24 protein-coding genes are annotated in these 25,278 nt (G+C 58.1%); 8 read left to right on the top strand and 16 right to left on the bottom strand.

The annotated features are described in order from the left end of the window. Nucleotides 1–108: 108 nt before the first annotated feature. The 3 genes from ACR0LF_RS19490 to ACR0LF_RS19480 are packed head-to-tail and all read left to right on the top strand — an operon-like array spanning nt 109 to nt 4,250. On the top strand, nt 109–1,095 hold the full coding sequence (locus tag ACR0LF_RS19490; RefSeq protein WP_480578049.1) for a glycosyltransferase family 2 protein: 987 nt from the start codon (nt 109–111) through the stop codon (nt 1,093–1,095). Further along, nucleotides 1,092–2,792 (top strand): DUF5927 domain-containing protein, encoded by a 1,701-nt coding sequence (locus ACR0LF_RS19485; RefSeq protein ID WP_480577508.1) that lies wholly within the window; start codon nt 1,092–1,094, stop codon nt 2,790–2,792. Before ACR0LF_RS19490 ends, ACR0LF_RS19485 begins: the two co-directional genes overlap by 4 nt. A 6-nt stretch (nt 2,793–2,798) precedes the next feature. Beyond that, on the top strand, nt 2,799–4,250 hold the full coding sequence (locus tag ACR0LF_RS19480) for a nodulation protein NodH (RefSeq protein ID WP_480577505.1): 1,452 nt from the start codon (nt 2,799–2,801) through the stop codon (nt 4,248–4,250). Here ACR0LF_RS19480 and ACR0LF_RS19475 read toward each other — a convergent pair. From ACR0LF_RS19475 to hslO, 8 genes are all read right to left on the bottom strand, one after another. Beyond that, the gene (locus tag ACR0LF_RS19475) at nt 4,234–4,752 is read right to left on the bottom strand and encodes a L,D-transpeptidase family protein (protein WP_480577502.1); all 519 of its coding nucleotides are present in this window, start codon (nt 4,750–4,752) and stop codon (nt 4,234–4,236) included. The genes ACR0LF_RS19480 and ACR0LF_RS19475 overlap by 17 nt on opposite strands. A 59-nt stretch (nt 4,753–4,811) precedes the next feature. Further along, on the bottom strand, nt 4,812–5,597 hold the full coding sequence (locus ACR0LF_RS19470; protein ID WP_480577499.1) for an ion transporter: 786 nt from the start codon (nt 5,595–5,597) through the stop codon (nt 4,812–4,814). A gap of 21 nt (nt 5,598–5,618) precedes the next feature. Beyond that, nucleotides 5,619–6,848 carry a class I SAM-dependent RNA methyltransferase gene (locus tag ACR0LF_RS19465; protein ID WP_480577496.1) on the bottom strand — a complete coding sequence of 410 codons (1,230 nt, stop codon included), beginning with the start codon at nt 6,846–6,848 and terminating at the stop codon, nt 5,619–5,621. Nucleotides 6,849–6,887: 39 nt separating this feature from the next. After that, complete coding sequence (locus ACR0LF_RS19460; RefSeq protein WP_480577493.1) at nt 6,888–8,720, bottom strand: ABC transporter ATP-binding protein; 1,833 nt, start codon at nt 8,718–8,720, stop codon at nt 6,888–6,890. Then, nucleotides 8,717–10,555 carry an ABC transporter ATP-binding protein gene (locus ACR0LF_RS19455; RefSeq protein WP_480577490.1) on the bottom strand — a complete coding sequence of 613 codons (1,839 nt, stop codon included), beginning with the start codon at nt 10,553–10,555 and terminating at the stop codon, nt 8,717–8,719. Before ACR0LF_RS19455 ends, ACR0LF_RS19460 begins: the two co-directional genes overlap by 4 nt. A gap of 191 nt (nt 10,556–10,746) precedes the next feature. After that, nucleotides 10,747–11,901 carry a CCA tRNA nucleotidyltransferase gene (locus ACR0LF_RS19450; RefSeq protein WP_480577486.1) on the bottom strand — a complete coding sequence of 385 codons (1,155 nt, stop codon included), beginning with the start codon at nt 11,899–11,901 and terminating at the stop codon, nt 10,747–10,749. Beyond that, entirely contained in the window at nt 11,898–12,482 is a 585-nt protein-coding gene (locus ACR0LF_RS19445; RefSeq protein WP_480577483.1) for a CoA pyrophosphatase, read from the bottom strand. The genes ACR0LF_RS19450 and ACR0LF_RS19445 overlap by 4 nt, the downstream gene beginning before the upstream one ends. Before the next feature lie 4 nt (nt 12,483–12,486). Continuing rightward, entirely contained in the window at nt 12,487–13,473 is a 987-nt protein-coding gene (gene hslO / locus ACR0LF_RS19440) for an Hsp33 family molecular chaperone HslO (protein WP_480577480.1), read from the bottom strand. A gap of 76 nt (nt 13,474–13,549) precedes the next feature. Here hslO and ACR0LF_RS19435 point away from each other — a divergent pair, with 76 nt between their 5' ends. Further along, on the top strand, nt 13,550–13,993 hold the full coding sequence (locus ACR0LF_RS19435) for an NUDIX hydrolase (protein ID WP_480577477.1): 444 nt from the start codon (nt 13,550–13,552) through the stop codon (nt 13,991–13,993). Here ACR0LF_RS19435 and ACR0LF_RS19430 read toward each other — a convergent pair. Further along, on the bottom strand, nt 13,990–15,264 hold the full coding sequence (locus ACR0LF_RS19430; RefSeq protein ID WP_480577474.1) for a PP2C family protein-serine/threonine phosphatase: 1,275 nt from the start codon (nt 15,262–15,264) through the stop codon (nt 13,990–13,992). The genes ACR0LF_RS19435 and ACR0LF_RS19430 overlap by 4 nt on opposite strands. A gap of 163 nt (nt 15,265–15,427) precedes the next feature. Between ACR0LF_RS19430 and ACR0LF_RS19425 the strand changes: the two genes are divergently transcribed. Continuing rightward, nucleotides 15,428–15,757: an Hpt domain-containing protein gene (locus ACR0LF_RS19425; RefSeq protein ID WP_480577471.1), complete on the top strand. Its 330-nt coding sequence runs from the start codon at nt 15,428–15,430 to the stop codon at nt 15,755–15,757. Here the strand turns inward: ACR0LF_RS19425 and ilvA are convergent. After that, nucleotides 15,754–16,980, bottom strand: coding sequence for a threonine ammonia-lyase IlvA (gene ilvA, locus ACR0LF_RS19420; RefSeq protein WP_480577468.1), 1,227 nt, complete (start codon nt 16,978–16,980; stop codon nt 15,754–15,756). The genes ACR0LF_RS19425 and ilvA overlap by 4 nt on opposite strands. A gap of 57 nt (nt 16,981–17,037) precedes the next feature. Then, nucleotides 17,038–17,853, bottom strand: a complete 816-nt coding sequence (locus ACR0LF_RS19415; RefSeq protein ID WP_480577465.1) for a hypothetical protein — start codon at nt 17,851–17,853, stop codon at nt 17,038–17,040. Between the two features lie 92 nt (nt 17,854–17,945). Between ACR0LF_RS19415 and ACR0LF_RS19410 the strand changes: the two genes are divergently transcribed. The 3 genes from ACR0LF_RS19410 (at nt 17,946) to ACR0LF_RS19400 (ending at nt 19,970) form a co-directional block, all read left to right on the top strand. Next, a complete protein-coding gene (locus tag ACR0LF_RS19410; RefSeq protein ID WP_480577461.1) occupies nt 17,946–19,172 on the top strand; it encodes an argininosuccinate synthase in 1,227 nt (408 codons plus the stop codon). 32 nt (nt 19,173–19,204) lie between these two features. Beyond that, nucleotides 19,205–19,609, top strand: coding sequence for a DUF1810 domain-containing protein (locus tag ACR0LF_RS19405; protein WP_480578047.1), 405 nt, complete (start codon nt 19,205–19,207; stop codon nt 19,607–19,609). 79 nt (nt 19,610–19,688) lie between these two features. Continuing rightward, entirely contained in the window at nt 19,689–19,970 is a 282-nt protein-coding gene (locus tag ACR0LF_RS19400; protein ID WP_480577457.1) for an SCP2 sterol-binding domain-containing protein, read from the top strand. A gap of 2 nt (nt 19,971–19,972) precedes the next feature. On the opposite strand, the gene ACR0LF_RS19395 is transcribed toward ACR0LF_RS19400, so the two are convergent. The 5 genes from ACR0LF_RS19395 to ACR0LF_RS19375 form a co-directional block, all read right to left on the bottom strand. Then, a complete protein-coding gene (locus ACR0LF_RS19395) occupies nt 19,973–20,899 on the bottom strand; it encodes a 3-hydroxyacyl-CoA dehydrogenase NAD-binding domain-containing protein (protein ID WP_480627512.1) in 927 nt (308 codons plus the stop codon). Continuing rightward, nucleotides 20,899–21,639 (bottom strand): SDR family NAD(P)-dependent oxidoreductase, encoded by a 741-nt coding sequence (locus tag ACR0LF_RS19390; RefSeq protein WP_480577451.1) that lies wholly within the window; start codon nt 21,637–21,639, stop codon nt 20,899–20,901. The genes ACR0LF_RS19395 and ACR0LF_RS19390 overlap by 1 nt, the downstream gene beginning before the upstream one ends. A gap of 121 nt (nt 21,640–21,760) precedes the next feature. Next, a complete protein-coding gene (locus ACR0LF_RS19385) occupies nt 21,761–22,555 on the bottom strand; it encodes an SDR family NAD(P)-dependent oxidoreductase (protein WP_480627511.1) in 795 nt (264 codons plus the stop codon). After that, nucleotides 22,552–24,087: a choline-sulfatase gene (gene betC, locus ACR0LF_RS19380; protein WP_480577446.1), complete on the bottom strand. Its 1,536-nt coding sequence runs from the start codon at nt 24,085–24,087 to the stop codon at nt 22,552–22,554. The genes ACR0LF_RS19385 and betC overlap by 4 nt, the downstream gene beginning before the upstream one ends. Next, nucleotides 24,084–25,223 carry an aromatic ring-hydroxylating oxygenase subunit alpha gene (locus ACR0LF_RS19375; RefSeq protein WP_480577443.1) on the bottom strand — a complete coding sequence of 380 codons (1,140 nt, stop codon included), beginning with the start codon at nt 25,221–25,223 and terminating at the stop codon, nt 24,084–24,086. Before ACR0LF_RS19375 ends, betC begins: the two co-directional genes overlap by 4 nt. Nucleotides 25,224–25,278 lie beyond the last annotated feature (55 nt).

Here is a 25,278-nt window from a genome sequence, read left to right as displayed (position 1 = left end):
GCATAAACCGGTAATGCCTTGTCGCGCCAATGGTCGCGGCGGGTTCGGGGAAAGCTCGCGTCATAACAAAGGTTGGGCAGTCACGTGAGCCTGTTTGAGTCCTACAAAATGAGATTGCGGCGCAAGCGCCGTATTCTGCGCTGTCTCAGACGACGCCGTGAACTCAAGCCCGCCAGCATCAACACATCGGCGATCCGTCGCGGCGATATCCTGTTGATGAGCGTGGTGCGAAACGAGAAAATTCGCCTGCCGTTCTTTCTGGAATATTACCGCAAGCTGGGCATCAACCACTTTCTGTTCATCGACAACGACAGCGATGACGGCAGTTTTGAATTCCTGAAAGAGCAAGCGGATGTATCGGTCTGGCGCACGACGACCAGTTACAAACGCGCAAGCTATGGTCTGGACTGGTCAAACTATATCCTGCGCAAATACGCGCATGGGCATTGGGTCCTGTCGGTCGATCCGGATGAATTCTTCATCTACCCGTTCTGCGACACCCGCCCGATCCGCGCGTTGACGGATTGGCTGGATGGCTGTGCCGTGCGCAGCTTCGGCACCATGCTGATCGACATGTACCCAGAGGGGGCGATCGATGCCGAACCTTATCAAGAAGGACAGGATCCGTTTGAAATTGCGCGCTGGTTCGATCCCGGCAACTACATGATCACCAAGAACCCGGACTACAGGAACCTGTGGATTCAAGGCGGCCCGCGGGCGCGTGTGTTCTTTCGGGACAACCCCTCCAAAGCGCCGGCGCTGAACAAGATCCCGCTGGTGAAATGGGATCGTCGCTATGTCTATGTCAGCTCGACACATTCGCTTTTGCCGCGCGGGCTCAATCAGGTCTACGATGAATGGGGCGGCGAAAAGGCCAGCGGGTCGCTGCTTCACGCCAAGCTGATCAACACGATTGGCGACAAGGCGCGCGAAGAATTGCAGCGGGGCCAGCATTATCGAGGATCGGGGGAATACAAGGCCTATGCCACTCAGCTTGAGGACAAGCCCGTTTTCTGGTGCGAGTGGTCCGAGGCGTATATCAACTGGCGGCAGCTTGAGATTCTGGGCCTCATGTCGAAAGGAAACTGGGCATGAGCGGTCTTGGTGTTATCATGCTGGTCCATACCTCGCTGGACCGGGCCGAACAGGTGGCGCGCCATTGGACGGCAGCGGGATGCCCGGTCGTCATACATGTGGACCGCAAGGTGCCCGACGGTGTTTATGCGCGATTTGTGGCATCCTGTTCGAACGAACCCCGGATTGTGTTTTCAGATCGGCACCGCTGCGATTGGGGTGGCTGGGGTATTGTTGCCGCCTCACAGCAAGCATCCGAGCTGATGCTGGAGAAATTTCCCGAGGTACGGCATGTGTTTCTTGCCTCGGGGGCCTGCCTGCCCTTGCGACCGGTACAGGAGCTGATCGATTACCTGTCAGACCGGCCCCGCGTCGACTTTATCGAAAGCGCGACGACGTCGGATGTCAGCTGGACGATCGGCGGGCTGGATCACGAACGCTTCGTCCTGCGGTTTCCATTTTCATGGCGCAAGCAGCGCAAGTTGTTCGACGCCTATGTGAAACTTCAACGCGCCGTGGGCTTTCGAAGGAAAATCCCCGACGGGCTGGTTCCACATATGGGCAGCCAATGGTGGTGCCTGACCCGTCAGACCTTGTCCGCCATTCTCCAGGACCCCAAACGCAAGCAATACGACACCTATTTCCGCCATGTGTGGATTCCGGATGAAAGCTATTTTCAGACACTGGCGCGTCAATACTCGACTCATATCGAAAGCCGCTCTCTGACCCTGTCCAAGTTCGACTATCAGGGTCGGCCGCACATCTTCTATGATGATCACCTACAATTGCTGCGCCGGTCGGATTGCTTTGTTGCCCGCAAGATCTGGCCTCGGGCCGAACGGCTGTATCAGGCCTTCTTGACCGACCAGGCCAGTGCGATGAAACCGGCAGAGCCGAACCCGGGCAAGATCGACCGCGTCTTTTCGAAAGCGGTGGAGCGGCGTACACGGGGGCGCGATGGCCTGTACATGCAAAGCCGGTTTCCCCGGCATGGCAGCGAAAACGGCCTGACATCATCACCTTACTCGGTGTTTCAAGGTTTTTCCGAACTGTTTGAGGATTTCGAAACGTGGCTGGCCGCAACCACCGGCAACAAAGTGCACGGCCATCTCTTCGGACCTGAGCGCGCCGAATTTGCGCAGGGCGAAACCATCACGAACGGCGCGCTCAGCGATTGTGCCGCGTTGCGGGATTATAATCCGACGGCCTTTCTGTCGAACCTGATCTGGAACACGCGGGGTGAGCGGCAGTGTTTTCAGTTCGGCCCTAGGGACAACCAGGAAATCAACTGGTTTCTGGCGCGAGACAAGAACGCCCAGATTTCGATCATTACCGGAGCATGGGCGATTCCCTTGTTCCGGTCGAATATGAACTTCTCGGAAATCAGATGCGAGGCGGCGCGTCTGCAACAGATTGAAACCAAGCAGCTTGAGGTTCTGACCTCGGTCTGGACCAAGGCGCGGATGCACAGCTGGTCCTTGGCTGATTTTATTGAATCGCCGATGGATGCTTTGCAAACCGTCCTCGAAGCGATCGGCGTGCAGCAGGCCAGCCATTTGAACGAAGTGCCAACAATGGTCGATCTGTCCGGGTTTGGGAAGTTTCTGCAAAACCTCAAGAATCAGGGAATGCACCCGTATCTGATGGGCGATTTCCCTGCGGATGACGTGTTTGGTCGGCAGACGAAACCCTACCGCAAACCCTATCTGGTGCAGTGATTTCACATGTCAGCCAAGTTTGATTATTTTGTTGTTCTGGCGGCGATGCGCACCGGATCGAACCTGCTCGAGGCCAATCTGAACGCGCTGGAAGGGGTCACCTGCTTCGGCGAGGCGTTCAACGCGCAATTTGTCGGCGCCCGGACTTCTGACAGTCTTTTGGGTGTCTCGCAGGAAGACCGCGACGCGGATCCCATGCAATTGCTAAAGGCGATCCGTTCAGCCCCCGGCGGCATAAACGGTTTCCGCTACTTCGAGGATCATGACCCGCGTGTCCTGAAACCCATTCTGAACGATCCGCGATGCGCCAAGATCATTCTGACCCGCAATCCGTTGGACAGCTATCTGTCGCTGAAAATCGCGCGAACCACACAGCAATGGCAGTTGAAGAACATCAAACGCCGCGTTGATGCGCAGGTCGATTTCGACGCAAATGAGTTTTCCGATTATCTGGATCAGATGCAAAACCATCAGCAGATGGTACAGCGACATTTGCAGAAAACAGGCCAAACCGGGTTTTTCATAAACTATGACGACCTGACCGAATTGGACGTTCTGAACGGGCTGGCCGCATGGCTGGGGGTTGAGGCGCGGTTGACCCGGCTGGACGATACGCTGAAACCACAGAATCCGGCCCCCGCTTTGTCCAAGGTCACCAACCCTGATGAGATGACGCAAGCCTTGTCAGATCAGGATCGGTTCGGACTGCATCGGTCGATCAGTTTCGAACCACAGCGCGGCGCGGCAGTGCCGCTTTACATCGCAGCAGCAAAGTCCGCGTTGATGTATTTGCCCATTCGTTGCGGATTAGAGCCTGCTATTGCGCAATGGCTGGCCGATCTTGACGGATGTCCGACGGAGGATCTGATCACCGATCAGAAACGCAAACAGGTCCGGTTGTGGATGCAGAACCACCCTGGGCACCGGCAATTCACGGTTCTGCGCCACCCCTTGGCTCGGGCACATACGGCATTTTGTCAACACATTCTAAGCACCGGACCTGGCAGCTATAAGATGGTGCGAAACTACCTGCGCAACCGGCTCAAGCTGCCGCTTCCCGGGCAAATACGGGACGACAATTATTCCGTAGAGCAGCACCATGAGGCGTTTTCGGGTTTTCTGGGCTTTTTACGCTTCAACCTGAACGGTCAGACGCCGATCCGCGTGGATGGGACATGGTGCAGCCAATCCAGAACACTGGAAGGCATCGCGTCCTTCGCCATGCCGGACCTGATCTTGCGGGAAGAAGACCTAATGACCGCTCTGCCGGATTTGGCACGAAACATGGGGCATTCAAACCCGCCTCTGCCTGGTCGTCTTACACAGGATGAGCCGTACTCTCTCGACCAGATCTACGACGCGCAATTGGAAGCGCTGGCGCGTGAAGCATACCAGCGCGACTATGAGGCGTTCGGGTTCGGTGACTGGATGCCAGTAGAGCCTAGGGGCGCAGAGTGATCAGCGTACCCTGATTGACCATCGAATAGATTTCTTCGATCTCGTCATTTTTGACCGCGATGCATCCTGCTGTCCAATCCGGCGTCTTTTTGGCGCGTCGCAGTTCAGATCGCAGGTTCGGTTGACCATGGATAAAGATATCACCACCCGGATCTACGCCCGCAGCCTTGGCTTTGGCGACATCCTGCGAATTGGGATAGGAAATGCCAAGGGACAGATGATACCGGCTTCTGGGGTTGCGCCGGTCGATCAGATAGGTGCCTTCAGGCGTACGCCCATCACCGCGCTGGTTCTTTGTCCCATGCGGCGCAAATCCCAGATCCACTTCATATTCCTTGAGGATCTTTTCGTTGTGCAGCAAGTAGAGTTTGCGCGCGCCCTTGTTGACCACCAAAGAGGTCACTTCGGGCCCGTTATATGTCAGAAATCTAGGGTTGGCTGAGGCACAAGCCGTAAGGCTCAGCGTTGCCATCGCCCCCAATCCGAATGCTCGACGATCCATGTTTCACTGCCTGCTCTGCTTTTTTGCGACCATTATGCCAAAAAAAGAAAAAACTGAAATCACTTTTTGATGTTCGATTGTTCCGTCAGTCGGCGTTCAATGCTTTCCAGCCGTTCCAGAACTTCGTCACGATAGGCGTCGGTTTTGACCTCGTCCTCGGCGTGATGGGCATCCTGCATCGAGTTGACGATCAGACCCACCAGCAGGTTCACCACCGCAAATGTGGTGACCATGATGAAAGGAACAAAGAAGACCCAGGCATAGGGATAAATTTCCATCACCGGGCGCACGATTCCCATCGACCAGCTTTCCAACGTCATGATCTGGAACAACGTGTAAGCCGACAGGCCCAGATCACCGAACCAGCCGGGGAACGACGTCGAGAACAATTTGGTCGAGATCACGGCCCCGATATAGAACAGGATCGCCATCAGCAGGAACACACTGGCCATGCCCGGCAGGGCCGAGATGAACCCTTCGACCACGCGACGCAGTCGAGGGGCCACGGAAATCACACGCAATACCCGCAGAATCCGCAGGGCACGAAGCACCGACAGACTTCCGGCGCTGGGAACAAGGGCGATGCCCACGATCAGGAAATCAAAGATATTCCAGCCATTTGTGAAGAACCTGCGCCCGGTGGCGATCAGCTTCATGGCGATTTCAGCCACAAAGATCGCAAGACACAGCTTGTCCAGCGTAACGATCACCGGCCCTGCAATCTCCATCAGGGTCGGCGACGTTTCCATCCCCAGAAGGATCGCGTTGAAAATGATGACAGCCGTGATGAAACGCCCGAATGCGGGCGCTTCGACAATGTTCAGCAAACGCTCATTAGACCCCATGTGTCAGCTTCTCCTGTCTGATCAAGATGCGGCGCTCAGCACAAACCGCGCGGCAAGTTCCGTATGTGACGACCATCGAAATTGGTCAACGACCTGTACCCATTCAAGGGTGTAACCCGCGTTAACCAGCGTTTTTGCATCACGCGCGAAGGTCACAGGGTTGCATGAGACATAGGCAATCACCGGGCGTCTGGCCTGCGCCAGTTCTTCGACCTGCGCCTCTGCCCCGGCACGGGGCGGGTCCAGGACGACTGCGTCGAAAGTTTTCAACTCATCCGGCATCAGCGGGCGGCGGAACAGGTCGCGCGCCTCGGTCGTCACGCGTTTCAGCCCTTGCGCCCGGCGCCAACCCTGATCCAGTGCCTGAACCATCGCGGCTTCACCTTCGACAGCATGAACTTCGGCGTTTTCCGCCAACGGCAGAGAGAATGTCCCGCTGCCTGCAAACAGGTCGATGATGCGTTTCGCGCCCTGCGTTGCCTGCAATACTGCCTGTAACAGAGCCTGTTCTCCGTCCTTGGTCGCTTGCAGAAAGGCTCCGGGTGGTGGTGTGACAGCAGCGCATCCAAAACGCTGAACCGGAGCGTGGCGCATGGCAATTACTTCACCATCCCAGCTGAGTCGGGCCAGTCCATATCTTTCGGTCGCTTGCGCCAAGGCCAACTCCAAGGGCCCATCCAGCGATTTGCCGCCTTTGACAGCCACATCCAATCCGCCTTCGGATAAGGTGAGCGTGACAGCCAATACTCCCTTGCGGCTTCCACCCAGAACGGCCAGCGCCTCGGCCACGGGAATGGCCGAGATCAGCGCCGGGTCCAGCAACCGACAGTCCGGGATTTCCGTGATCGTGTCCGACGCGCGTCCGTGAAATCCAGCCAATGTGCCTTTTTTCGTCCGCCTGACCGCAATCGTCGCGCGCCGGCGCGATTGGGCGGGCGAGGTGTGTATCGGTCGCATTGGCGCCTCAAGCCCCTGCGCCGTCAGCGCGTTGCGAACGATGTCCACTTTCCAATCGGCAACGAACCCATCGGATGCGTGCTGCAGCTGACACCCACCACAAGCTTTGTAGTGGCGACACGGGGCCTTTACCCGATCCTCTGACGGGGTCTCGACCCGGATATCGGTCAGTGATTGGCCATCAAGGGTGCCGCTGACAACTTCGCCCGGCAAGGTGCGCGGGGCATAGACAGGGCCGTCGGCAATGCCATCGCCCTGATGCCCAAGCCGTGTGATTGTGAATTGCTGCGTCATGAGGGGCCTGATAGCCGGGCTTTGACGGCAACAAAACCCTTATTCCGCAGCTTCTGCCTGAATGAAGCCGCCCGATTGACGGTGCCAGAACCGCGCATAGAGACCGCCTTGGTCCAACAACGCCTCATGTGTTCCGGATTCCACAATCCGCCCTTGGTCCAGAACAACGATCCGGTCCATCTCGCTAAGCGTGGACAGGCGATGCGCGATGGCCAGAACGGTTTTACCCTGCATCACGCGATGCAACGCGGTCTGAATCGAAGCCTCAACTTCGGAATCCAGCGCGGACGTTGCCTCATCCAGAACCAGGATCGGAGCGTCCTTCAAAATGGCACGGGCCAACGCGATCCGCTGCCGCTGCCCACCGCTGAGCTTTACGCCACGCTCACCCAGATGCGCATCATAGCCTTTGCGACCATGCGCATCCTCGAGGCTGAGAATGAACTCATGCGCCTCCGCCTTTTTGGCTGCGGTGATCATTTCGTTTTCCGATGCGTCCGGGCGGCCGTACAGAATGTTTTCGCGCGCGGACCGGTTGAACATCGCCGTTTCCTGCGTGACCATACCAATCTGGCGGCGCAAACTGTCTTGCGTCACCTGCGACACGTCCTGCCCGTCAATGCGAATGGCGCCACTTTCCCTGTCATAGAGCCTGAGCAGCAGCGACACGAGGGTGGATTTCCCCGCGCCCGACGCACCGACGATGCCCAATTTTTCGCCCTGTTTTACAGTCAGAGTCAGATCCGCAACCCCGCCGACATCCCGACCATAGGCAAAACTGACGCCTTCGAATGAGATCGACCCATCCGTCACATCAAGGTCTTGTGCGTTCCCGGCGTCTTCGACCCGGTCCCGTTTGGCCAGCGTCTTCATCCCGTTTTCAATCTCACCCACATTGGCGTACAGGCCCATAAGCGTGAAACTGACCCAGCCGGTCATCTGGGCAATGCGGATCGAAACAGCCCCGGCGGCAACGATGTCCCCTGCGGTTGCCATGCCGAACTGCCACAGCCACAGCGTTGCGCCCAACAACAACACGGGCAGCACCCCGGCCAATGTCATCAGGATGAACCGGAAACTGGCCGACAATTTCCCAAAATCCAGCGATTTTTCCCGCAGCTCGACCATCGACTCGCGCGCAGCCTGATCTTCGAAATCGGAATGAGCAAACAGCTTGACGGTTTTGATATTGGTAATCGTATCGACCACCTGTCCCGATACCATCGCCCGCGCCCCGGCCCGCGCGGCAGAGCGCTTACGGACACGCGGCAAATACCAGCGCACAAGCAGGAAATAAACCACCAGCCAAGCGGCAAAGGGCAGCATCACCAGAGGATGAATAGACCCTAACAAAAGCAAAGATCCAGCAAGAGACGCCAGAGCAAACACAATCGCGCTGATCGTTTCCGACACGACCGACGCCATGGCATTCGACGTCTGCATCTGCTTCTGCGCAATCCGCCCGGCGAAATCGTCGTCGAAATAGGTCACCGACTGGCCCAGCGTCCAACGGTTCAATTTGGCCAGCACCAAAGGTGTGATGTTGGGCATGACGATGTAGTTGTTCGACAGGGACGACAGCCCAAACAACACCGGACGCAGCAGCATGAAAAAAGCAACTGCGCTGAGAATCATCCACATGTTTTCTGCGGTCAGAAAGTTCTCGGGCCCGCTGGCGGAGGCCACATCAATCACACGGCCCAAAATCCAGGCCGTGACCGCCTCCATCGCGCCAGCGACGGCCGAGAAGAAGGCCGCGACAAACAGCATCGGCCACGCGCCGGACAGGCTCCAGCGAATGAACGCCCCCAAGGTCTGCGGTGGGGGCGTTTCGATGTTCTTGAACGGGTAGATGAGGTCGGCAATCCTCATTCAGCGGCCTCCGGATTCATGAAGCCGCCAGACTGCCGTGCCCAGAACTGCGCGTAAAGGCCACCTTGCGCCAACAGGTCAGAATGCGCGCCTTCCTCGACGATCCGACCTGCATCCATCACCAGAATACGGTCCATCTGCGCTATGGTGCTGAGCCTGTGGGCGATGGCGATCACGGTTTTTCCTTGCATCATGCCGTAGAGAGTTTCCTGAATTGAGGCTTCAACCTCGGAATCTAGGGCAGATGTCGCCTCATCCAACAACAAGATCGGCGCGTCCTTTAGGATCACCCGCGCCAGCGTCACGCGCTGCCGCTGACCACCGGACAGTTTCACGCCCCGTTCGCCGACATGCGCGTCATACCCGGTGCGCCCCTGCGGATCTTGCAGGTCGAGGATGAACTCATGCGCTTCGGCCTGTTTGGCGGCGGCAATCATCTGCGCCTCGGTCGCATCCGGACGGCCATAGAGGATGTTGTCGCGCACCGACCGGTGCAGCAACGCGCTATCTTGCTGAACCATGCCGATATGGCCGCGCAGGCTGTCCTGCGTGACATCCGCAATGTTCTGATCGTCAATCAGAATTGCGCCACGCTCAACGTCGTAAAACCGCAAAAGCAGCTTTACTAGGGTCGATTTTCCCGCGCCAGACCGCCCGATCAATCCGATCTTTTCACCGGGCTGGATGGTCAGGTTGATATGGTCCAGACCCCCGGCCTCGCGTCCGTAATGATGCGAGAGATCGCGGATCTGGATCTCACCCTTGCTGAGTTGCAGTGGTTTCGAAGTCGGTGCGTCCAGCAGATCGATGGGTTGGGCGATGGTCTCCATCCCCTCGGCCACGATACCCAGCTGGCGGAAAAAGCTGGTCAGCGCCCACATGATCCATCCGGTCATGGCGTTCAGACGCAGGGTCAGCGCCGTGGCCGCCGCAACAACACCGACCGAAGCGGTGCCTTGCATCCACAATGCAATGGCCCAGCCGACTACGCCCACAATCAGCATACCGTTCAGTGTAACCAGAACCGCATCCATGATGGTGAAAATCCGCATCTCGATCTGAAAGGTCCGGCGGGTTTCCTGAATCGCTTCACGGGCATAATCCAGCTCTTGTGGGCCATGTGCGAACATTTTAACCGAATGAATGTTTGTATAGCTGTCCACCACCCGACCGGTCACGGTCGAGCGCGCGTCTGACGCCGCCTTGGACGCCGGGCCAACACGCTGCACCGTCCAGCGCACCAGCACCGCATAAAGCGCGAACCAGATCAGCATCGGAATCAGAAGCCGCGGATCCGCCGCATAAAGCAGGATTGCCGCACCGATCAGATAGGCCAGCGAGAAAGAAATCGCGTCAAAAACCTGAAAGATCACCTCACCCGCCGCGGGTGGGGTTTGCATGATCCGGTTTGCAATCCGCCCGGCAAAATCGTTTTCGAACCAGCCCACCGACTGACGCAGTACATGTTTATGCGCGCGCCAGCGGATCAGCGTGCCAAAGTTCGGCAGGATCGTGTTGTTCAACAACAGCACGTCGATCAGATGCAGCAACGGGCGCAGCAAAAGGACAAAGGCTGCCATCAGCAACAGCTCTGTCCCGTGGTTCTGCCAAACCTCTACAGGGGTCCCGCCCAACAGGTCAACCACGCGGCCCATGTAGTAGATCAACCCGATCTCAACACCGGCCACGAGGACGGAAATCAGCGCCGCCCAGAAAAACACCCGGAAGAAGGGTCGAGAATAATCCAGCATGAAAGGCCACAACCGCGTCGGCGGTGTGTCGGCTTCACGATAGGCGACAAAAGGGTCAACAAGGTTTTCGAAATAGCGAAACATGGAGAGTGCTCCGATTGAGCGATAAAATAGACGTGCGAAGAAAGATGGCGCCTGAACACCACCCTTTACGGGGCGAGTGTCCCGGCTTTAGCCGAACCAGATCCCGTAATACATTCGCATTCCTCCATCCATGTGACAGGTGCAAGTAAACACAAAGGATCCAACTTGTCATCCCCTTTTGAGACTTCGCGCTAGGTTGCCAGCAATTCCTCGCGCGACAAGGCAAAGCCGGATGCGATCCAGCGGCTTTCAAGCTCGGCCAGCTTTTTGCCCAGCGCCGGTCCGGTGAAGGTGGGGATAAGGTCCTTGGCCTGAATCGGGAAACGTGCTGCGGCCCCTGTGTGCAAATCGCGCCTGAGGTCTTCGGACCATGGTTGTTCCAGAAAAGCGCAGCGCAGAAGAGTTTCGTGCAACCCGCCCTCGTCGCCATAACGATACCCCAGCTCGGCCACGCTGGTGGAGGCCTGTGCCTCTTCCCGCATCCGGGTCAGACGTTGCAGTTGCGAGCGGCTCAACCGCAATGTCGCCGCATCCTCGGGCGTAGCAATGGAGGCCAGACGTCGCACCGCATCGGGATCGGCCCCAGCCGCTTGCTCCAGCGCGACCAAAACTGACAGGGATCGATCCTCTGCACCCGGCAACAACCGGGCCAGTACGCCGGTGCTGCGCATGGTTGCAACGGCAGGGGCTGGATCAGGCGCGCCCAGGAGTTTCAGCAGCTCGGCCCCGACCCGTTCGCGCGACAGCGATTCAAGACCTTCAAGATTGGCACCGATGGCGGCCAGCGCGTCGGGGTCAAACCCGGCGTTTGGATCACCGTACCAGGCGTGAAAGCGGAAATAGCGCAGCGACCGCAGGTAGTCTTCGCGGATGCGATTCTCGGCCGTTCCTATGAACCGCACCAACCGGGCCTCAAGGTCGGGAAGACCACCAAGCGGGTCTAACACGGTGCCATCGGGCCTTGCGTAGATCGCGTTCATAGTAAAATCGCGCCGCGCGGCGTCTTCTTCGACGTGATCGGAAAACGCTACGACAGCCCTGCGACCATCGGTTTCCACATCACGGCGGAACGTCGTGACCTCATGCGGGATGCCTGCGCTGACCACTGTGATCGTACCGTGGTCGATACCGGTTGGAATGGCCTTGAGCCCGACGGCCTGCGCCATCTCGACCACCTGTTTGGGTCGGGCATCAGTGGCGATGTCGATATCCGATACCGGCGCACCCAGCAGTGCGTTGCGCACACATCCGCCCACAAAAAGCGCCTGTGCCCCGGAAAAGGTCAAAGCCGAACAAACCTTTTGGGTCGCCGGTTCACTGACCCAGGGTTCGTTGATTTGCATCATTCATTCACCCGTGCTGCAAGCCCGCGCAATATCCGGGCCGTCGCGCCCCAGATGTAATAAGGGCCGAAGGGAACCGTGTAATACCTGCGTTTCTGACCCCGCCAGCGGCGCGACTCAACCAGATAATTCTCTGGATTCAACAGATGGGCAAGTGGGGTCGAGAAAACCTCATCGACTTCGCCGGGTTCCGGAACCGGTTGAAAGCTGTCACGCAGAATGGCGACCACGGGAGTAACGGAGAAAGAGGTCACGGTTTCATGCGTCGGCAGAAACCCCAGAACCTCTGGCAATTCGGCTGGCAGCCCGATCTCTTCCTGCGCTTCCCGCAAGGCCGCTGCCGTAACGTCGGCATCGGTTTCTTCCTGTTTGCCGCCGGGAAAGGCGATCTGCCCCGGATGATGCTTCAGCGCCGAAGATCTTTTGGTCAGGATCACCTGCGGCGTGTCACCTGCCAGCGAGATTGCCACCAGAACACCGGCGGGGCGCAGCCGTCGTCCGGGCGGCAGAACAGTTTCAGGGTTCAGGTCAAAATCGCTGGACCCGTGACCGGGGCGGCGCAGGGCCGCCCGGATCTGTTCCACAGGGTCATGCACCTTTGGAATCTTCGGCGTCAAACCCAACAGTTGTGGGGTCCAGCACGTAATGTGCCCCGCAGAACTGACAATCGGCAGTGACCTGACCTTCGGGCGTTGTCATCTTTTCGATGTCCTTCGCCGAATAGATCGACAGGCTCTGGCGCACGCGATCTTCGGAACAGGTACAGCCAAATTGCACAGACTGCGCGTCGTAAACCCGCGGTTGTTCCTCGTGGAACAATCGAACCAAAAGGTCGGTCGGGGCAACCACGGGGCCGATCAGTTCCAGATCTTCGACCGTATCCAGCAGGATATTGACCCGGCCCCAGTTTTCACCTTCTTCGCCATCCACCAGATCGCTGGCCGTCAGGATATCGCCGGTTCCTTCGCCCGAAGCGGCAAAGGGCGAGGCTTTGGGCATGTGCTGCAACATGATACCGCCCGCGCGCCAATGCTCGCTCACGCCCGGTTCGATCGATTTTCCGAAACTCAGCGAGAACCGCGTCGGCAATTGCTCGGATTGCGCGAAATACGCCTCGGCGCAGGCACTGAGCGATCCGCCGGCCAGCGGGGTGATACCCTGGTAGGGCTGCGTGCCCTCGCCCTGATCGATCATGATCGCGAAATACCCTTCGCCCACCTGATCAAACGGGGCGGCATCGGTCAGCCGGTCACGGTCAAAACTGGCGTAGGCGCGGATCTGGGCGGACTGGCCCTCTTCCTGCGGCGCATAATAGTCGGTCGCGATCATGCGCACAGCCCCTTTGGACTGCACCTGCAACGACAGTTTCCAGCGCAGCGCAACGGTCTGGCCGATCAATGCGGTCAGCAAGGCCATCTCAGCCACCAGCGCTTCGACCTGCTGCGGATAGTCGTGCTGCTTCAGGATGCCATCCAGCACGCCGTCCAGACGGGCCACGCGGCCGCGCATGTCGGATGCATCAAGTTGAAAGGGCAGGACGGTATCGTCCCACGCGATTTTGGTTCCAAGAGACATGGGGTTTCCTTACACGCCACGGGTTGGCATACCGGCACCATATAGGTCGTACAAATTGGGTTGTAAGGGGCCATACATGATCAGACGGTTCGGTGAAACCCCTCAGCCGGGGCGGAAATACACCCGAAGGGTTGGCGTCTATGCGCTTCTGCCGCGTGGCGCGCATTTGTTGCTGACCTGTCAGACCGAACCCGGGCCGGATCTGCAACTGCCGGGTGGCGGCATTGATCCCGGCGAATCGCCAATCACAGCCCTGCATCGCGAAGTTTATGAAGAAACCGGCTGGCAGGTCGCCAACCCGCGCCGCGTCGGCGCGTTTCGGCGATTTACCTATATGCCAGAATATGACCTGTGGGCTGAAAAGGTTTGCCTGATCTATCGCGCCCGCCCCGTGCGCCGTATGGGCCCGCCGACCGAGGCGTTCCACGAAGCGTTGTGGATGGATTCAGCCGACGCGGTCGAATTACTGGGCAATGATGGCGACCGCCACTTTGCCGAACTGCACCTCGGGTCGCTTTAGGGCCCGTTATATTCAAAGAAGACGGCGGATACGTCATCCCCTATGCCGTCTTTGGGCGAAATCACCTGCGTCAAACGCCAGAACATATCATCCAGAAACTCCGACCCGCCCCGTTCCGATACGCACTGTTTTGCCATCTCTCGCAGACCGTCTTCTTCCAGCAAACCACCATCAGCCAGATGGCATTCGGTAAACCCGTCCGAATACAACAACAACTTGTCGCCCGGTTGCATCTGAAGCTCGATTTGCTGAAAGCACGCGTCTTCGATCAATCCGATCGGCAGGCCACCGTCGCCGAGAAACTCGGTGTTGCCATCCTGTCGCAGCAGAAGGGGGTGCGGATGCCCGGCCTGCACCATTTTCAGATGCCCGTTGCGCAGATCCACAATGGCGTAGACCATCGTGAAATACTCTTCGATCCCCGAATCCGCCATCAGGCGGGAGTTGAGCGTTTTCGCAACCTCTTCCGGCGGCAACAGCGCGTAGAACTTGTTAAACCTTTGTTCCATAGCAACATTCTGATCGAAATGCTTGCTTGAAAGATACCCGCCCAAACGGGCCGTCATCATCGCCGACGTGATGCCATGCCCGGACACATCAATACTGTAAAACCCCAGCCTGTTGACCCCGGGCGAGAACATGCCAACAAGGTCCCCGCCAATGTGGCCACAGGGTTTGAGCAACAGGCTGACCCGAGAGTTCCCAAATTCCCGCGTCAGTTCCGGCACCAGCGATTCCTGAATCTTTCTGGCCTGGATCAAGTCCTTGTCGATCGCATCATGCGCCAGCCTGAGTTCTTCCAGCGCGGCTTCAATCAGGCGGTTTTTCTGCGACAGCTCTCTCTGCATATCCAGAATGCGCGCGCCGGCGGATATGCGTGCGCGCAGTTCGTCAGCTTCCAGGGGTTTGATCAGAAAATCGTCTGCACCGGCATCCAGACCGCGCGCGACCTCCTGCTTTTCGCTCTTGGAGGTCAGGAGGATGAAGTAACTGTACTGATCTGTGTCCAAGGCGCGAAACGCAGTGCAGAATTCAAGGCCGCTCATCCCGGGCATGACCCAATCACTGAGAACAAGATCGGGCGGGTCGTCTCTGCAATGCGCCAAGGCGGCGTCACCTGTGTCGGCCTCGACCACCTCAAAACCCCATTTCCTGAGTGACGCCACCAGAATGCGCCGCTGCAAACGGCTGTCATCCACCACCAGCACCTTGCGGATCGCGCCGAAGTCCAGATCTGATCTGGCGTCCTCAAGACTCGCCCCTGGTACCATTTACCCTCTGCTCTGATGAGTTCGTTCACACACGGCGACCCTAGCGCCAACAGATTTAACATCCGGTGAAGACCAAAATCCCGGTTGGGCTGTGCCGTTAACCCGGCTTTTACCGGAGGTGCCGTATCCAGAAACCCATACGTTCAACGGCAGGTAAATTGGCATGATCCACTGGGACAGAGTCAGGCAATTGCGAGACGAAGTTGGCCCGGATGAGTTCGATGAGGTGGTCGAGATTTTCCTTGAAGAGGTGCAGGAGGTAATCACTCGCCTGCATCACGATACGGATCGGACCCAGCTGGAACAGAACCTGCATTTCCTGAAAGGCAGTGCATTGAGCCTTGGCTTCGACCAGTTTTCAAAACTCTGTCAGGATGGTGAACGACAGGCCGCCGCAGGTCAGGGCGCCGATGTCGATCTGCCCATGATCCTGTCTGCCTTTAAACGCTCGAAACTCAAGTTCGGAGCGGAACTGCGCCAGAACCTTGGCTAGATCACGAACTGCGCCAGCGTCTCATCCTCGGTGATATCGGTATAGGTGAACCCGGCCTCGTCCAGATGCGCAAACAGACGCATGAAATTCTCGGGCTTGCGGGTTTCGATCCCGATCAGAACCGAACCGAAGTTGCGCGCGGATTTCTTCATGTACTCAAAGCGGGCGATATCGTCTTCGGGTCCGAGGATGCCCAGAAACTCTTTCAACGCACCTGGGCGCTGCGGCAGGCGCAGGATGAAGTACTTCTTCACACCGGAATAGCGCTGCGCCCGTTCCTTGACCTCGGGCAGGCGTTCGAAATCAAAGTTGCCGCCGGATGTCACGCAGACCACGGTCTTGCCGCGCACAAAGCTCTGGATATCGCCCACCGCTTCGATTGCCAGCGCGCCGGCAGGCTCCAGAACGATGCCTTCGACATTCAGCATTTCGATCATCGTGGTGCAGATGCGGTCTTCCGAAAGGACCAGAACATCGGACAGATGGCGTGATTTCAGCAGTTCAAAGGGCTTCGCGCCGATCCGCCCAACCGCCGCACCATCGACGAAGCTGTCGATGTGATCCAACGATACCGGATGCCCCGCCGCCAGAGCCGCACGCAGACAAGCCCCGCCGCTGGGTTCGACAAACAGGCAATGTGCCCGGTCTCCGAACCAGGTCGCCACACCCGATGACATGCCGCCACCGCCTACCGGCAGAACGACATGGTCGGGCACGCTGCCCAGCTGCGCTTCGATCTCGACCGCCAGCGACGCCTGCCCTTCGATCACATCGTCATCGTCGAAGGGCGACAGGAAGTACCCGCCCTTCTGTGCACACCAGTCCTGCGCGGCGGCCAGAGTGTCGTCGAAATAGTCGCCGGTCAGATGAATCTCGATATTGTCGCCACCGAAGATGCGGGTTTTCTGAATTTTCTGTTGCGGCGTCGTCACCGGCATGAAGATGACCCCCTTCACGTCCAGATGTTTGCACATGAACGCGACACCCTGCGCATGATTTCCCGCGCTGGCGCAAACGAACAGGTCCTGCCCCTGCTGCTTGCGCATGGCATTGAACGCACCGCGAAGCTTGTACGACCGCACCGGGCTCAGGTCTTCACGCTTGAGCCAGATATCGGCGCCGTACCGGTCGGACAAATGGGCATTCCGCTGCAACGGCGTTGCCGGAAAAACAGAGCGCATCGCCTGTTCGGCAGCGCGGGCGCGGGTCATGAAATCAGTCATGCCCGCCTCACTGGCCTATCCCGACTAAAAGAGCAAGGAATACATATGTGTACGGGCTCAGGACAGCTCGCGTTTTTCGATGAAGACGCCGTACATGGTGGTCAGGATGCTGACGTTGATCAAAGGGACGACCAGCATGGTTGCAAAGAGAACAATCAGTACACCGATGATCGGGATGAATAGTAGCAACGAAGCCAACAGTTGAAGCATTACCTGAAAGAGGATGGACAGTACGACCAAGAGTGCGATTGCTCCGGTCGCTCCTGAAGTCGCCCTCCATGCTTCCGAGAGCTTTATCGGTTGTCCGATGGCTGCGCCGGGCAGAATTGGGGATGCCCGGTAAAATCCGATAGTGAGAAAGATGATCAAGCCAAACCAAAACAGAACTCCCAACACTGCGGAAGCTTGCGCCATCATGTTCATGATCAGTGTCGCTGGAATCATGATGATAACAGCTAGTAGGCCAAGCATAAGGAGGCGCCCAAAATAGGCGAGCACGCGGTCGAACCTGAAAGGCGGGACCAATCCGCTGGGATATTCTTCAAGCAGAACAAAGCGATGCCAAGACACGACAATCCAGAGCATGACGCCAAATACCACGGCAATAAAGCTCAGCAAGAATCCGGCGAAAGATAGGGGGGCCACACCCTCGGGGAGGCCCGTTGTGTCACTGTCGAATTCTTCGAATGGGATGTCGAACAGAAAAAACAGGCCGATCGCCAGAACGCCACCGATCAGCGCCGGTACAACTGAAATTTGCAGTGCCTGCTTCAGGTTCCTCAGAACCATCTTCACCGAATGCACAAAAATCTCTAATCCCAACATGAAAACTGCCCTCTCAACCAATCCTTGTTCTCTTTCCAACCGTTTCACCTCAATTCCCGCCTCAGGTCAACGCACACCAACTTGCCCCCGCGTCCAAAACCCGTTAGGGGCCAATCGTTCTACGCATAAAGGGAAATCAGATGTCCGCGCCCAAGAAAGTTGTTCTGGCCTATTCCGGTGGCCTTGATACCTCGATCATCCTGAAATGGCTGCAGACCGAGTATGGGTGTGAGGTCGTCACCTTCACCGCCGATCTGGGTCAGGGCGAAGAGCTGGAGCCCGCCCGCCAAAAGGCCGAGCTGCTGGGGATCAAGCCCGAGAACATCTATATTGAGGATATCCGCGAAGAGTTCGTCCGCGACTTCGTCTTCCCGATGTTCCGCGCCAACGCGCAGTACGAAGGCTTGTACCTGCTGGGTACCTCGATCGCGCGCCCGCTGATCTCGAAACGTCTGGTCGAAATTGCCGAAGCGACCGGTGCCGACGCCGTGGCCCACGGTGCGACCGGCAAGGGCAACGATCAGGTTCGTTTTGAACTGGCCGCTTACGCGCTTAACCCCGATATCAAGGTGATCGCGCCGTGGCGTGAGTGGGACCTGACCAGCCGCACCAAGCTGCTGGAATTCGCCGAACAGAACCAGATCCCGATTGCCAAGGACAAACGCGGCGAGGCCCCCTTCTCGGTCGATGCCAACCTGCTGCACACCTCGTCCGAGGGCAAGGTTCTGGAAGACCCCGCCGATATGGCGCCCGACTATGTCTATCAGCGCACCGTCCACCCCGAGGATGCGCCGAACGAACCGGAATTCATCGAGATCGGCTTTGAAAAAGGCGACGCGGTCAGCATCAATGGCGAGGCGATGAGCCCGGCCACCATCCTGACCAAGCTGAACGAATATGGCGGCAAGCACGGCATTGGCCGTCTCGATCTGGTCGAAGGCCGGTTCGTTGGCATGAAATCGCGCGGCATCTACGAAACGCCGGGTGGCACCATCCTGCTGGAAGCACACCGTGGCATCGAGTCCATCACCATGGACCGTGGCGCAATGCACCTGAAAGACCAGCTGATGCCGCAATATGCAGAGTTGATCTATAATGGCTTCTGGTATTCGCCTGAACGGGAAATGCTGCAGGCAGCCATCGACAAGTCCCAAGAGCATGTCACCGGCACCGTTCGCGTGAAACTGTACAAAGGTCTGGCCTCGACCGTGGGTCGCTGGTCGGATCACTCGCTCTATTCCGAGGCGCATGTGACCTTCGAGGAAGACGCCGGTGCTTATGACCAGACAGACGCGGCAGGCTTCATCCAGTTGAACGCGCTGCGCCTGAAACTGCTGGCCGCGCGCGAAAAGCGTTTGTCCAAGTGATCGACGAAGACGATAACGACGACGAACTCGATATGTTCATCGAGGCGCAGGACACGGTTTGGTCTGATGTCCTGCGTGAATTGGAACAGGGGCAGAAAACCAGCCACTGGATGTGGTTCGTGTTTCCGCAACTGGCCGAGCTGGGCCAGTCCCATATGGCGCAGCTTTACGGGATCGAGGATCTGGACGAAGCGACCCGCTACCTGAACCACCCCGAGCTGCGCCGTCGCCTATCGGAAGCGGCCTCGCTCATGCTGCTGCACAAAGGGCGCGAGGCCAGCGACATCCTGGGCGGGATCGACGCGAAAAAACTACGGTCGTCCATGACGTTGTTTTCATCTGTTGCGGATGCTCCAGCCGAGTTTCAGGCCGTGCTGAACGCGTTCTATGACGGTCAACCCTGTGATCGAACTGTTCAGATCCTGAAGGCATCGTGATCAGTGGTTCCAGTGAGGTCAGCCTTGCCTGTTCGCGGCCTCACGCTTTACGCATTCGGAAACTTCGAAAGGACCCCGGATGCTTCAGGATATCGCCGACGGAATTCAAAAAGGCCTGAACGGCAAAACCTTTGACGGATCATTGAAATTTGATTGTGGTGCGGACGGGGTGATCGTTTTGGCGGACAATCAGGCCACAACACAGGATCAGGAAACGGACTGCACCATCCGCATTTCGCAGGATAACCTGACCAAACTGTTGACCGGAAAGCTGAACCCGATGACCGGTGTGGCGCTTGGAAAGCTCAAAGTCTCGGGCAACATGGCCGTGGCGATGAAGCTGGGGCAGTTGCTCGGCTGAGGTCAGCGCATCCCAGCGATCGATTTCTGCATCGCAAGAATCAGCGCATCCCGCCTTTGCGACAGTTCTGCCGGGGTTTGGCCCCTTGCCTCGGCTGCGACCCCATCTGTCAGTTTCTGCGCGACCTCATCCGTCAAATGAATCTGACCCAGATCGTCCCACCATCCGTTGAACGTATCCGTAAAATGGTCGCAAAAGGCCTTTATACCCCCTTCTCCGGCCCCGAGGTTGAACAACATGGTCGGGCCCATCGCCGCCCATCTGACACCGGGACCCGCCCAGACGGCCTTGTCCACATCTTCGACCGAGGCAACACCCGAAATCACAAGGTGGATCGCTTCGCGCCACAACGCGGCCTGCAGGCGGTTTGCGACATGGCCCCGCACTTCTTTTTTGACGCGGATCGTGGTCTTGCCAACGCTTTCATAGAACGCCTGCGCCGCGTCCACGACGTCATAGGCAGTGTTTTCGTTGCCAATCACCTCGACCAGCGGGATCAGGTGCGGCGGATTGAACGGGTGCCCCAGCACAAAGCGTGACGGGTCGGACCAGCCCTGTTGCATTTGCCCAAGTGTCAGGCCCGATGCCGAACTTGCGACGATTGCATCCGGGGATAAGGCCGGTTCGATCTCGGCAAAGGTCGCATGTTTGATCGGCAAGCGTTCCGGTACGTTTTCCTGCACGAAACTCGCACCTTCAACAGCGTCAGCAGCGCTGCGATGAAAGGTGATCGCATTAGGGTTGCCCCTTTCGGTCAGGCCCAGCGCCTCCATCGTTGGCCACGCGTCCTGAACGTACCTTCGCACGTTTTTCTCTGTATTAGGGTCTGGATCGAACATGGCCACCGACCGGCCCGAGGCCAGAAACAACGCCGCCCAGCTGGCACCGATGACACCGCCGCCCAAACATGCCGTATGTTGCATTTCCATCAGAACAATCCCGGATTGAGAGGGGAAGCCGCCGTCATGCCTCCATCCACAGTGAACATCTGGCCGGTGGCAAACCCGGCTTCGTCAGAAGCCAGCCAGACCGCCATGCTGGCAATGTCTTCGGGCTTGCCGAACCGGCGCGCGGCATGTCGTGCAAGCGCGTCGTTTCGGGCGGCCTCGGGGTTTGTCGCCAAGTCAAATCCGGCGTCCAGCATCCCCGTCTCGATCCAACCCGGACAGATCGCGTTACATCGAATCTTGGGGCCATGATCAACGGCTATGGATCGCGTCAACCCATGCACAAACGCCTTTGACGCATTGTAAAGCGCCATCGATGGATCGGCGACTTTCCCTGAAATAGAGCCTAAATTGATGATCGATCCGCCCTCTGACATCCTGGGAATAAACGCGCGGCAAAGATTGAAAACGCCCCGGCAATTCGTACCGATCACCGCATCCCAATCCGCGTCCGTACTGTCCGTGACGGTCTTTTCGACCTGAACCCCGGCGTTGTTAACAAGGATATCGGTGCCGCCCATCACCGATGCCAACTCCTCAACCGCAGCCACATCGGTGACGTCCAGAGGATACCACACGACGTCCATGGCCAACCCCTCGGGTCGGGATCCGCGGCCGCAGGTGGTGACCGCAGCGCCTTCACGGCGGAAAGCGTCAACAATGCCGCGCCCGATGCCTTGCCGCCCGCCGGTGACCAGCGCTCTTTTCCCAGCCAACCGCATCAGTGAGCCACCTTCGCGTCAGGCGCTGACATGTACGCACCCAATGCATGTACAGACATATCGCGCCCGGTGGGCGTACGATTCCCGCCGGTTGGGGCGCAGGTGATGATAACTGGTTTGCTCATAGCTTCATCTGCTGAACTTGCGCGCTCAGCCCTCCGTCCAGAACCCAAAGTTGACCGCTGGCATAGCGCGCCTCGTCCGAGGCCAGCCAGTTCACCAGATTGGCGATATCGTCCGGCGTGCCATAACTGCGCATCGGGTGTACGTCGCGCACAGCCTGTTGCAACTGATCAATGGTCTTGCCGCCGCCGCCCGATCCATCGCCGGTGAAAAAACTCTGCAACATCGGGGTGTCGACATAGCCGGGGCAGATTGCGTTCACACGGATACCTTCCGGCCCGTGATCACACGCCATTGCTCGGGTCAGAGCGTGAATCGCCCCTTTTGTTGCGCAATAGGCGGCAAGGCCGGGATCAGCGATGAACCCGTCATAGCTGCCGAAATTGATGATCGAAGCCGAGACACCCGACGCAGCCCCTTTGCGCAACAGCGGCAGCGCGTGTTTCGAGGTTAAAAATGTCCCCGTCACGTTGACCGCAAAAGACAGGTTCCATTCCTCCAGCGTCGTTTCTTCGATGGTTTTTTCAATCTCGATGCCGGCGGCATTGACCAGAATGTCCAACTGGCCAGTTTCGGCACCGACCATCCCCATCGCGGCAATTGCATCTGCTTCCTGCGTGACATCGAGCTTCACGAAGATGCTGCCATCATCATCATGAGCCGCCAGAGACCCTTGAGGTGTCAGGTCGGCGGCATAAACCCGGGCGCCCTCGCGCAGGAAACGCGCGACAATTGCGCGCCCGATGCCTCCGCGCCCGCCGGTCACAAGGGCTGTTTTGCCTTCCAGCATCATTCTTTGGTCTCCTTCAAAGGCGGATAGCGATAGCGGGTTGCGGCGACTGTCCAATCCATGTGGTTGCGCACGTATTCCTGAGTGGCATCCCTTGGCGGGTTGTAGTCCCAGGCCTCACCAGCACCCGCCGCCATCGCGGCGTGCAGGGCGCGGCGGGATTTCTGCGTCGCGATCACGTCCGCGCGCAGGCTTTCGCTGTTCAAGCGTGTTGCGACTTCTTCAGCAAACTTCGCTGACTGCTCAACGTAAGCCGGGTCACCAGCACGATTCACTTTCTCCAACGGGTCTTTCGAAAGATCATAGAGTTGGGGTGGGTCCGGGTCGCAGTGAATGTATTTCAGAGGGCCGCGCCGGATCATAAACACCGGATATGGCGTCATCTCGGCGCAATATTCGCCGATAGCCTCATCCACCGGGTCGACCTCTCCGCGCGCAAGCGGCAGCAATGATCGACCGTCGATCGGTTCACCATAGATTGCTTCGGACCCTCCGGCGATCTCCACAAATGTCGGCAGCAGATCAAGCAAAGAACAGGCGTTGGCCGCGCACCCTTTGGCAACGCCGGGACCCGCCATGATCAACGGAACACGGGCCGAATGTTCGAAGAAGTTCATCTTGTACCACAAACCGCGTTCGCCCAGCATGTCGCCGTGATCTGCGGTGACGATGACGATGGTGTTGTCCAACTCTCCGATATCTTCCAAAGCCTTCACCATCGCGCCAACCTTGCTGTCGAAATAGCTGACATTGGCCAGGTAAGCCCGGCGGGCGCGGCGGATTTCCTCTTCGGTCAGAGGGACATAGCTCGCCTCGATCCCGTCCATCACCCGGCGCGAGAATGGGTCCTGTTCCTCGGGCGTCAGGGTGAACTCAGGCATCGGCACGTCTGCGTCGGAATACAGGTTCCACCACTCCGGCTTGGCCACATAGGGGTCATGCGGATGGATAAAGCTGGCCACCATGCAGAACGGAGCATCTTCGCCAGATGCCCGATCTCGGCCCCTGTCGACCAGCCATCGGCGCGCCGCGAATTCGACTTCGTCGTCGTAGTCTGTCTGGAAGGTGGCGACGGCCTCACCGCTTTCCTTGACCGTTTGCATGTTGTGATACCACTTGTCGATCCGCTCGTCCGGGGCCTCCCAATCCGGGGTCCAGGCGAAGTCAGAGGGGTAGATGTCGGTGGTCACACGATCCTGAAACCCGTGTTTCTGGTCCGGGCCAACGAAGTGCATCTTGCCCGACAGGCAAGTTCGATAGCCCAGCGCTTTGAGATAATGCGCAAAAGTCGGGACCGAGGCGCGAAACTCGCTGGCATTGTCATAGGCTGCAATCCGGCTGATCAACTGCCCGGACATGAACGCAAACCGTGACGGAGCGCAGAGGGGTGAGTTGCAATAGGCCGCGTCAAACCGCATGCCGCGCGCGGCCAGAGCATCGATGTTTGGGGTTTTCACCGTCGGATGGCCGTAAGCGCCGCAAAAATGCGGCGCCAGCTGATCGGCCATAATCACAACGATGTTGGGTCGTGTCACGGCGCGGCCTTTGCGTAGGCGTCCAGAACCAGCCCGTGGAAGTGATGCACCGCATGTTCCGATTTGCCCGAGCCATTGGGGTCATGCACGATCCGGCCTTGCGTGAAGGCCGGGGTGCTCATCCCGCGTTGAACACTTTCGACAATATCGATGTCTTCCTTTTGTAAAACCTCGTCCAGATAGCGGATCGCCTCCAGTTCTGCCTCGTCCGGATCAGGGGTTTCGAGGAAGAAATCGTAGGTTTCCAATGTCCGGTCAGGACCGATCGGAATGATATTCAGCACGATCATCGAAGACCGCCCCGGATAGCGCATCAGGCAGGTCGTGGGCCAAAGCCACCAAACCGCATGGGTGCGCACAGTGGCATTGGACACGTCATAGGCCGTGTTGGCACCTTTACCCGCTTCGGCCATGTGACTGGAGTAGATGCCGTATGTGGTCACCTTGTAGGTGTCCATATCGACCAGATCACAGAAGTCCTTGTGGGCCGTCGGGCAGTGGTAGCATTCAAGAAAGTTGTCGACGACGTTTTTCCAGTTCGACTTGATGTCATAGGTCAGGCGATGACCGAATGTCAGCTGCTCGATATCCGGTGCCCAGTGGCGGATTTCGGTTTCCAGGTTTCCGGAAACATCGCGCAAAGGCGCAGCGTTAGGGTCTAAATTTACATAAATGAAGCCGGCGAATTCTTCGACCTGTACCTGATCGAGACAGATATCCGACGTTTTGAAGTCCGCCAGATTCTCGGTTTCGGGCGCGCGCACCAACTGGCCGTCCAGCTTATAGACCCAGGCGTGATACGGGCACATGATGCGGGTGGTTTCGCCTTCACCCGACAGCAGATGATGGGCGCGGTGCTTGCATACGTTGTAAAAGGCGCGAAGCACACCTTCGCGATCGCGCACCACCGCAATTGGTCGCCCGGCAATTTCAACTGTCGTGTAAGAGCCCGGAGCGCGCAGTTTTTCAACGTGGCAGACCCACTGCCAGGTTTTGGCGAGGATTTCGTTCAGATCGACCTGATGCCAGGCCGGATCAACATAGGCTTCGGCCTTCAGGGAACTGGTGTTGAAAGGATCGGTGCTAAAACCATCAGAAATCCGCTCGAACTGGGTTTTGGACGGCAGCTGGCTCATGAGAGGCTCCACAACTCTGGGGCATGGCAACCCCGGTGACTGGCTTTTGACGCAT

This window comes from Ruegeria sp. E8, assembly GCF_056533985.1.
This window is presented reverse-complemented; position numbering and strand designations above follow the sequence as displayed.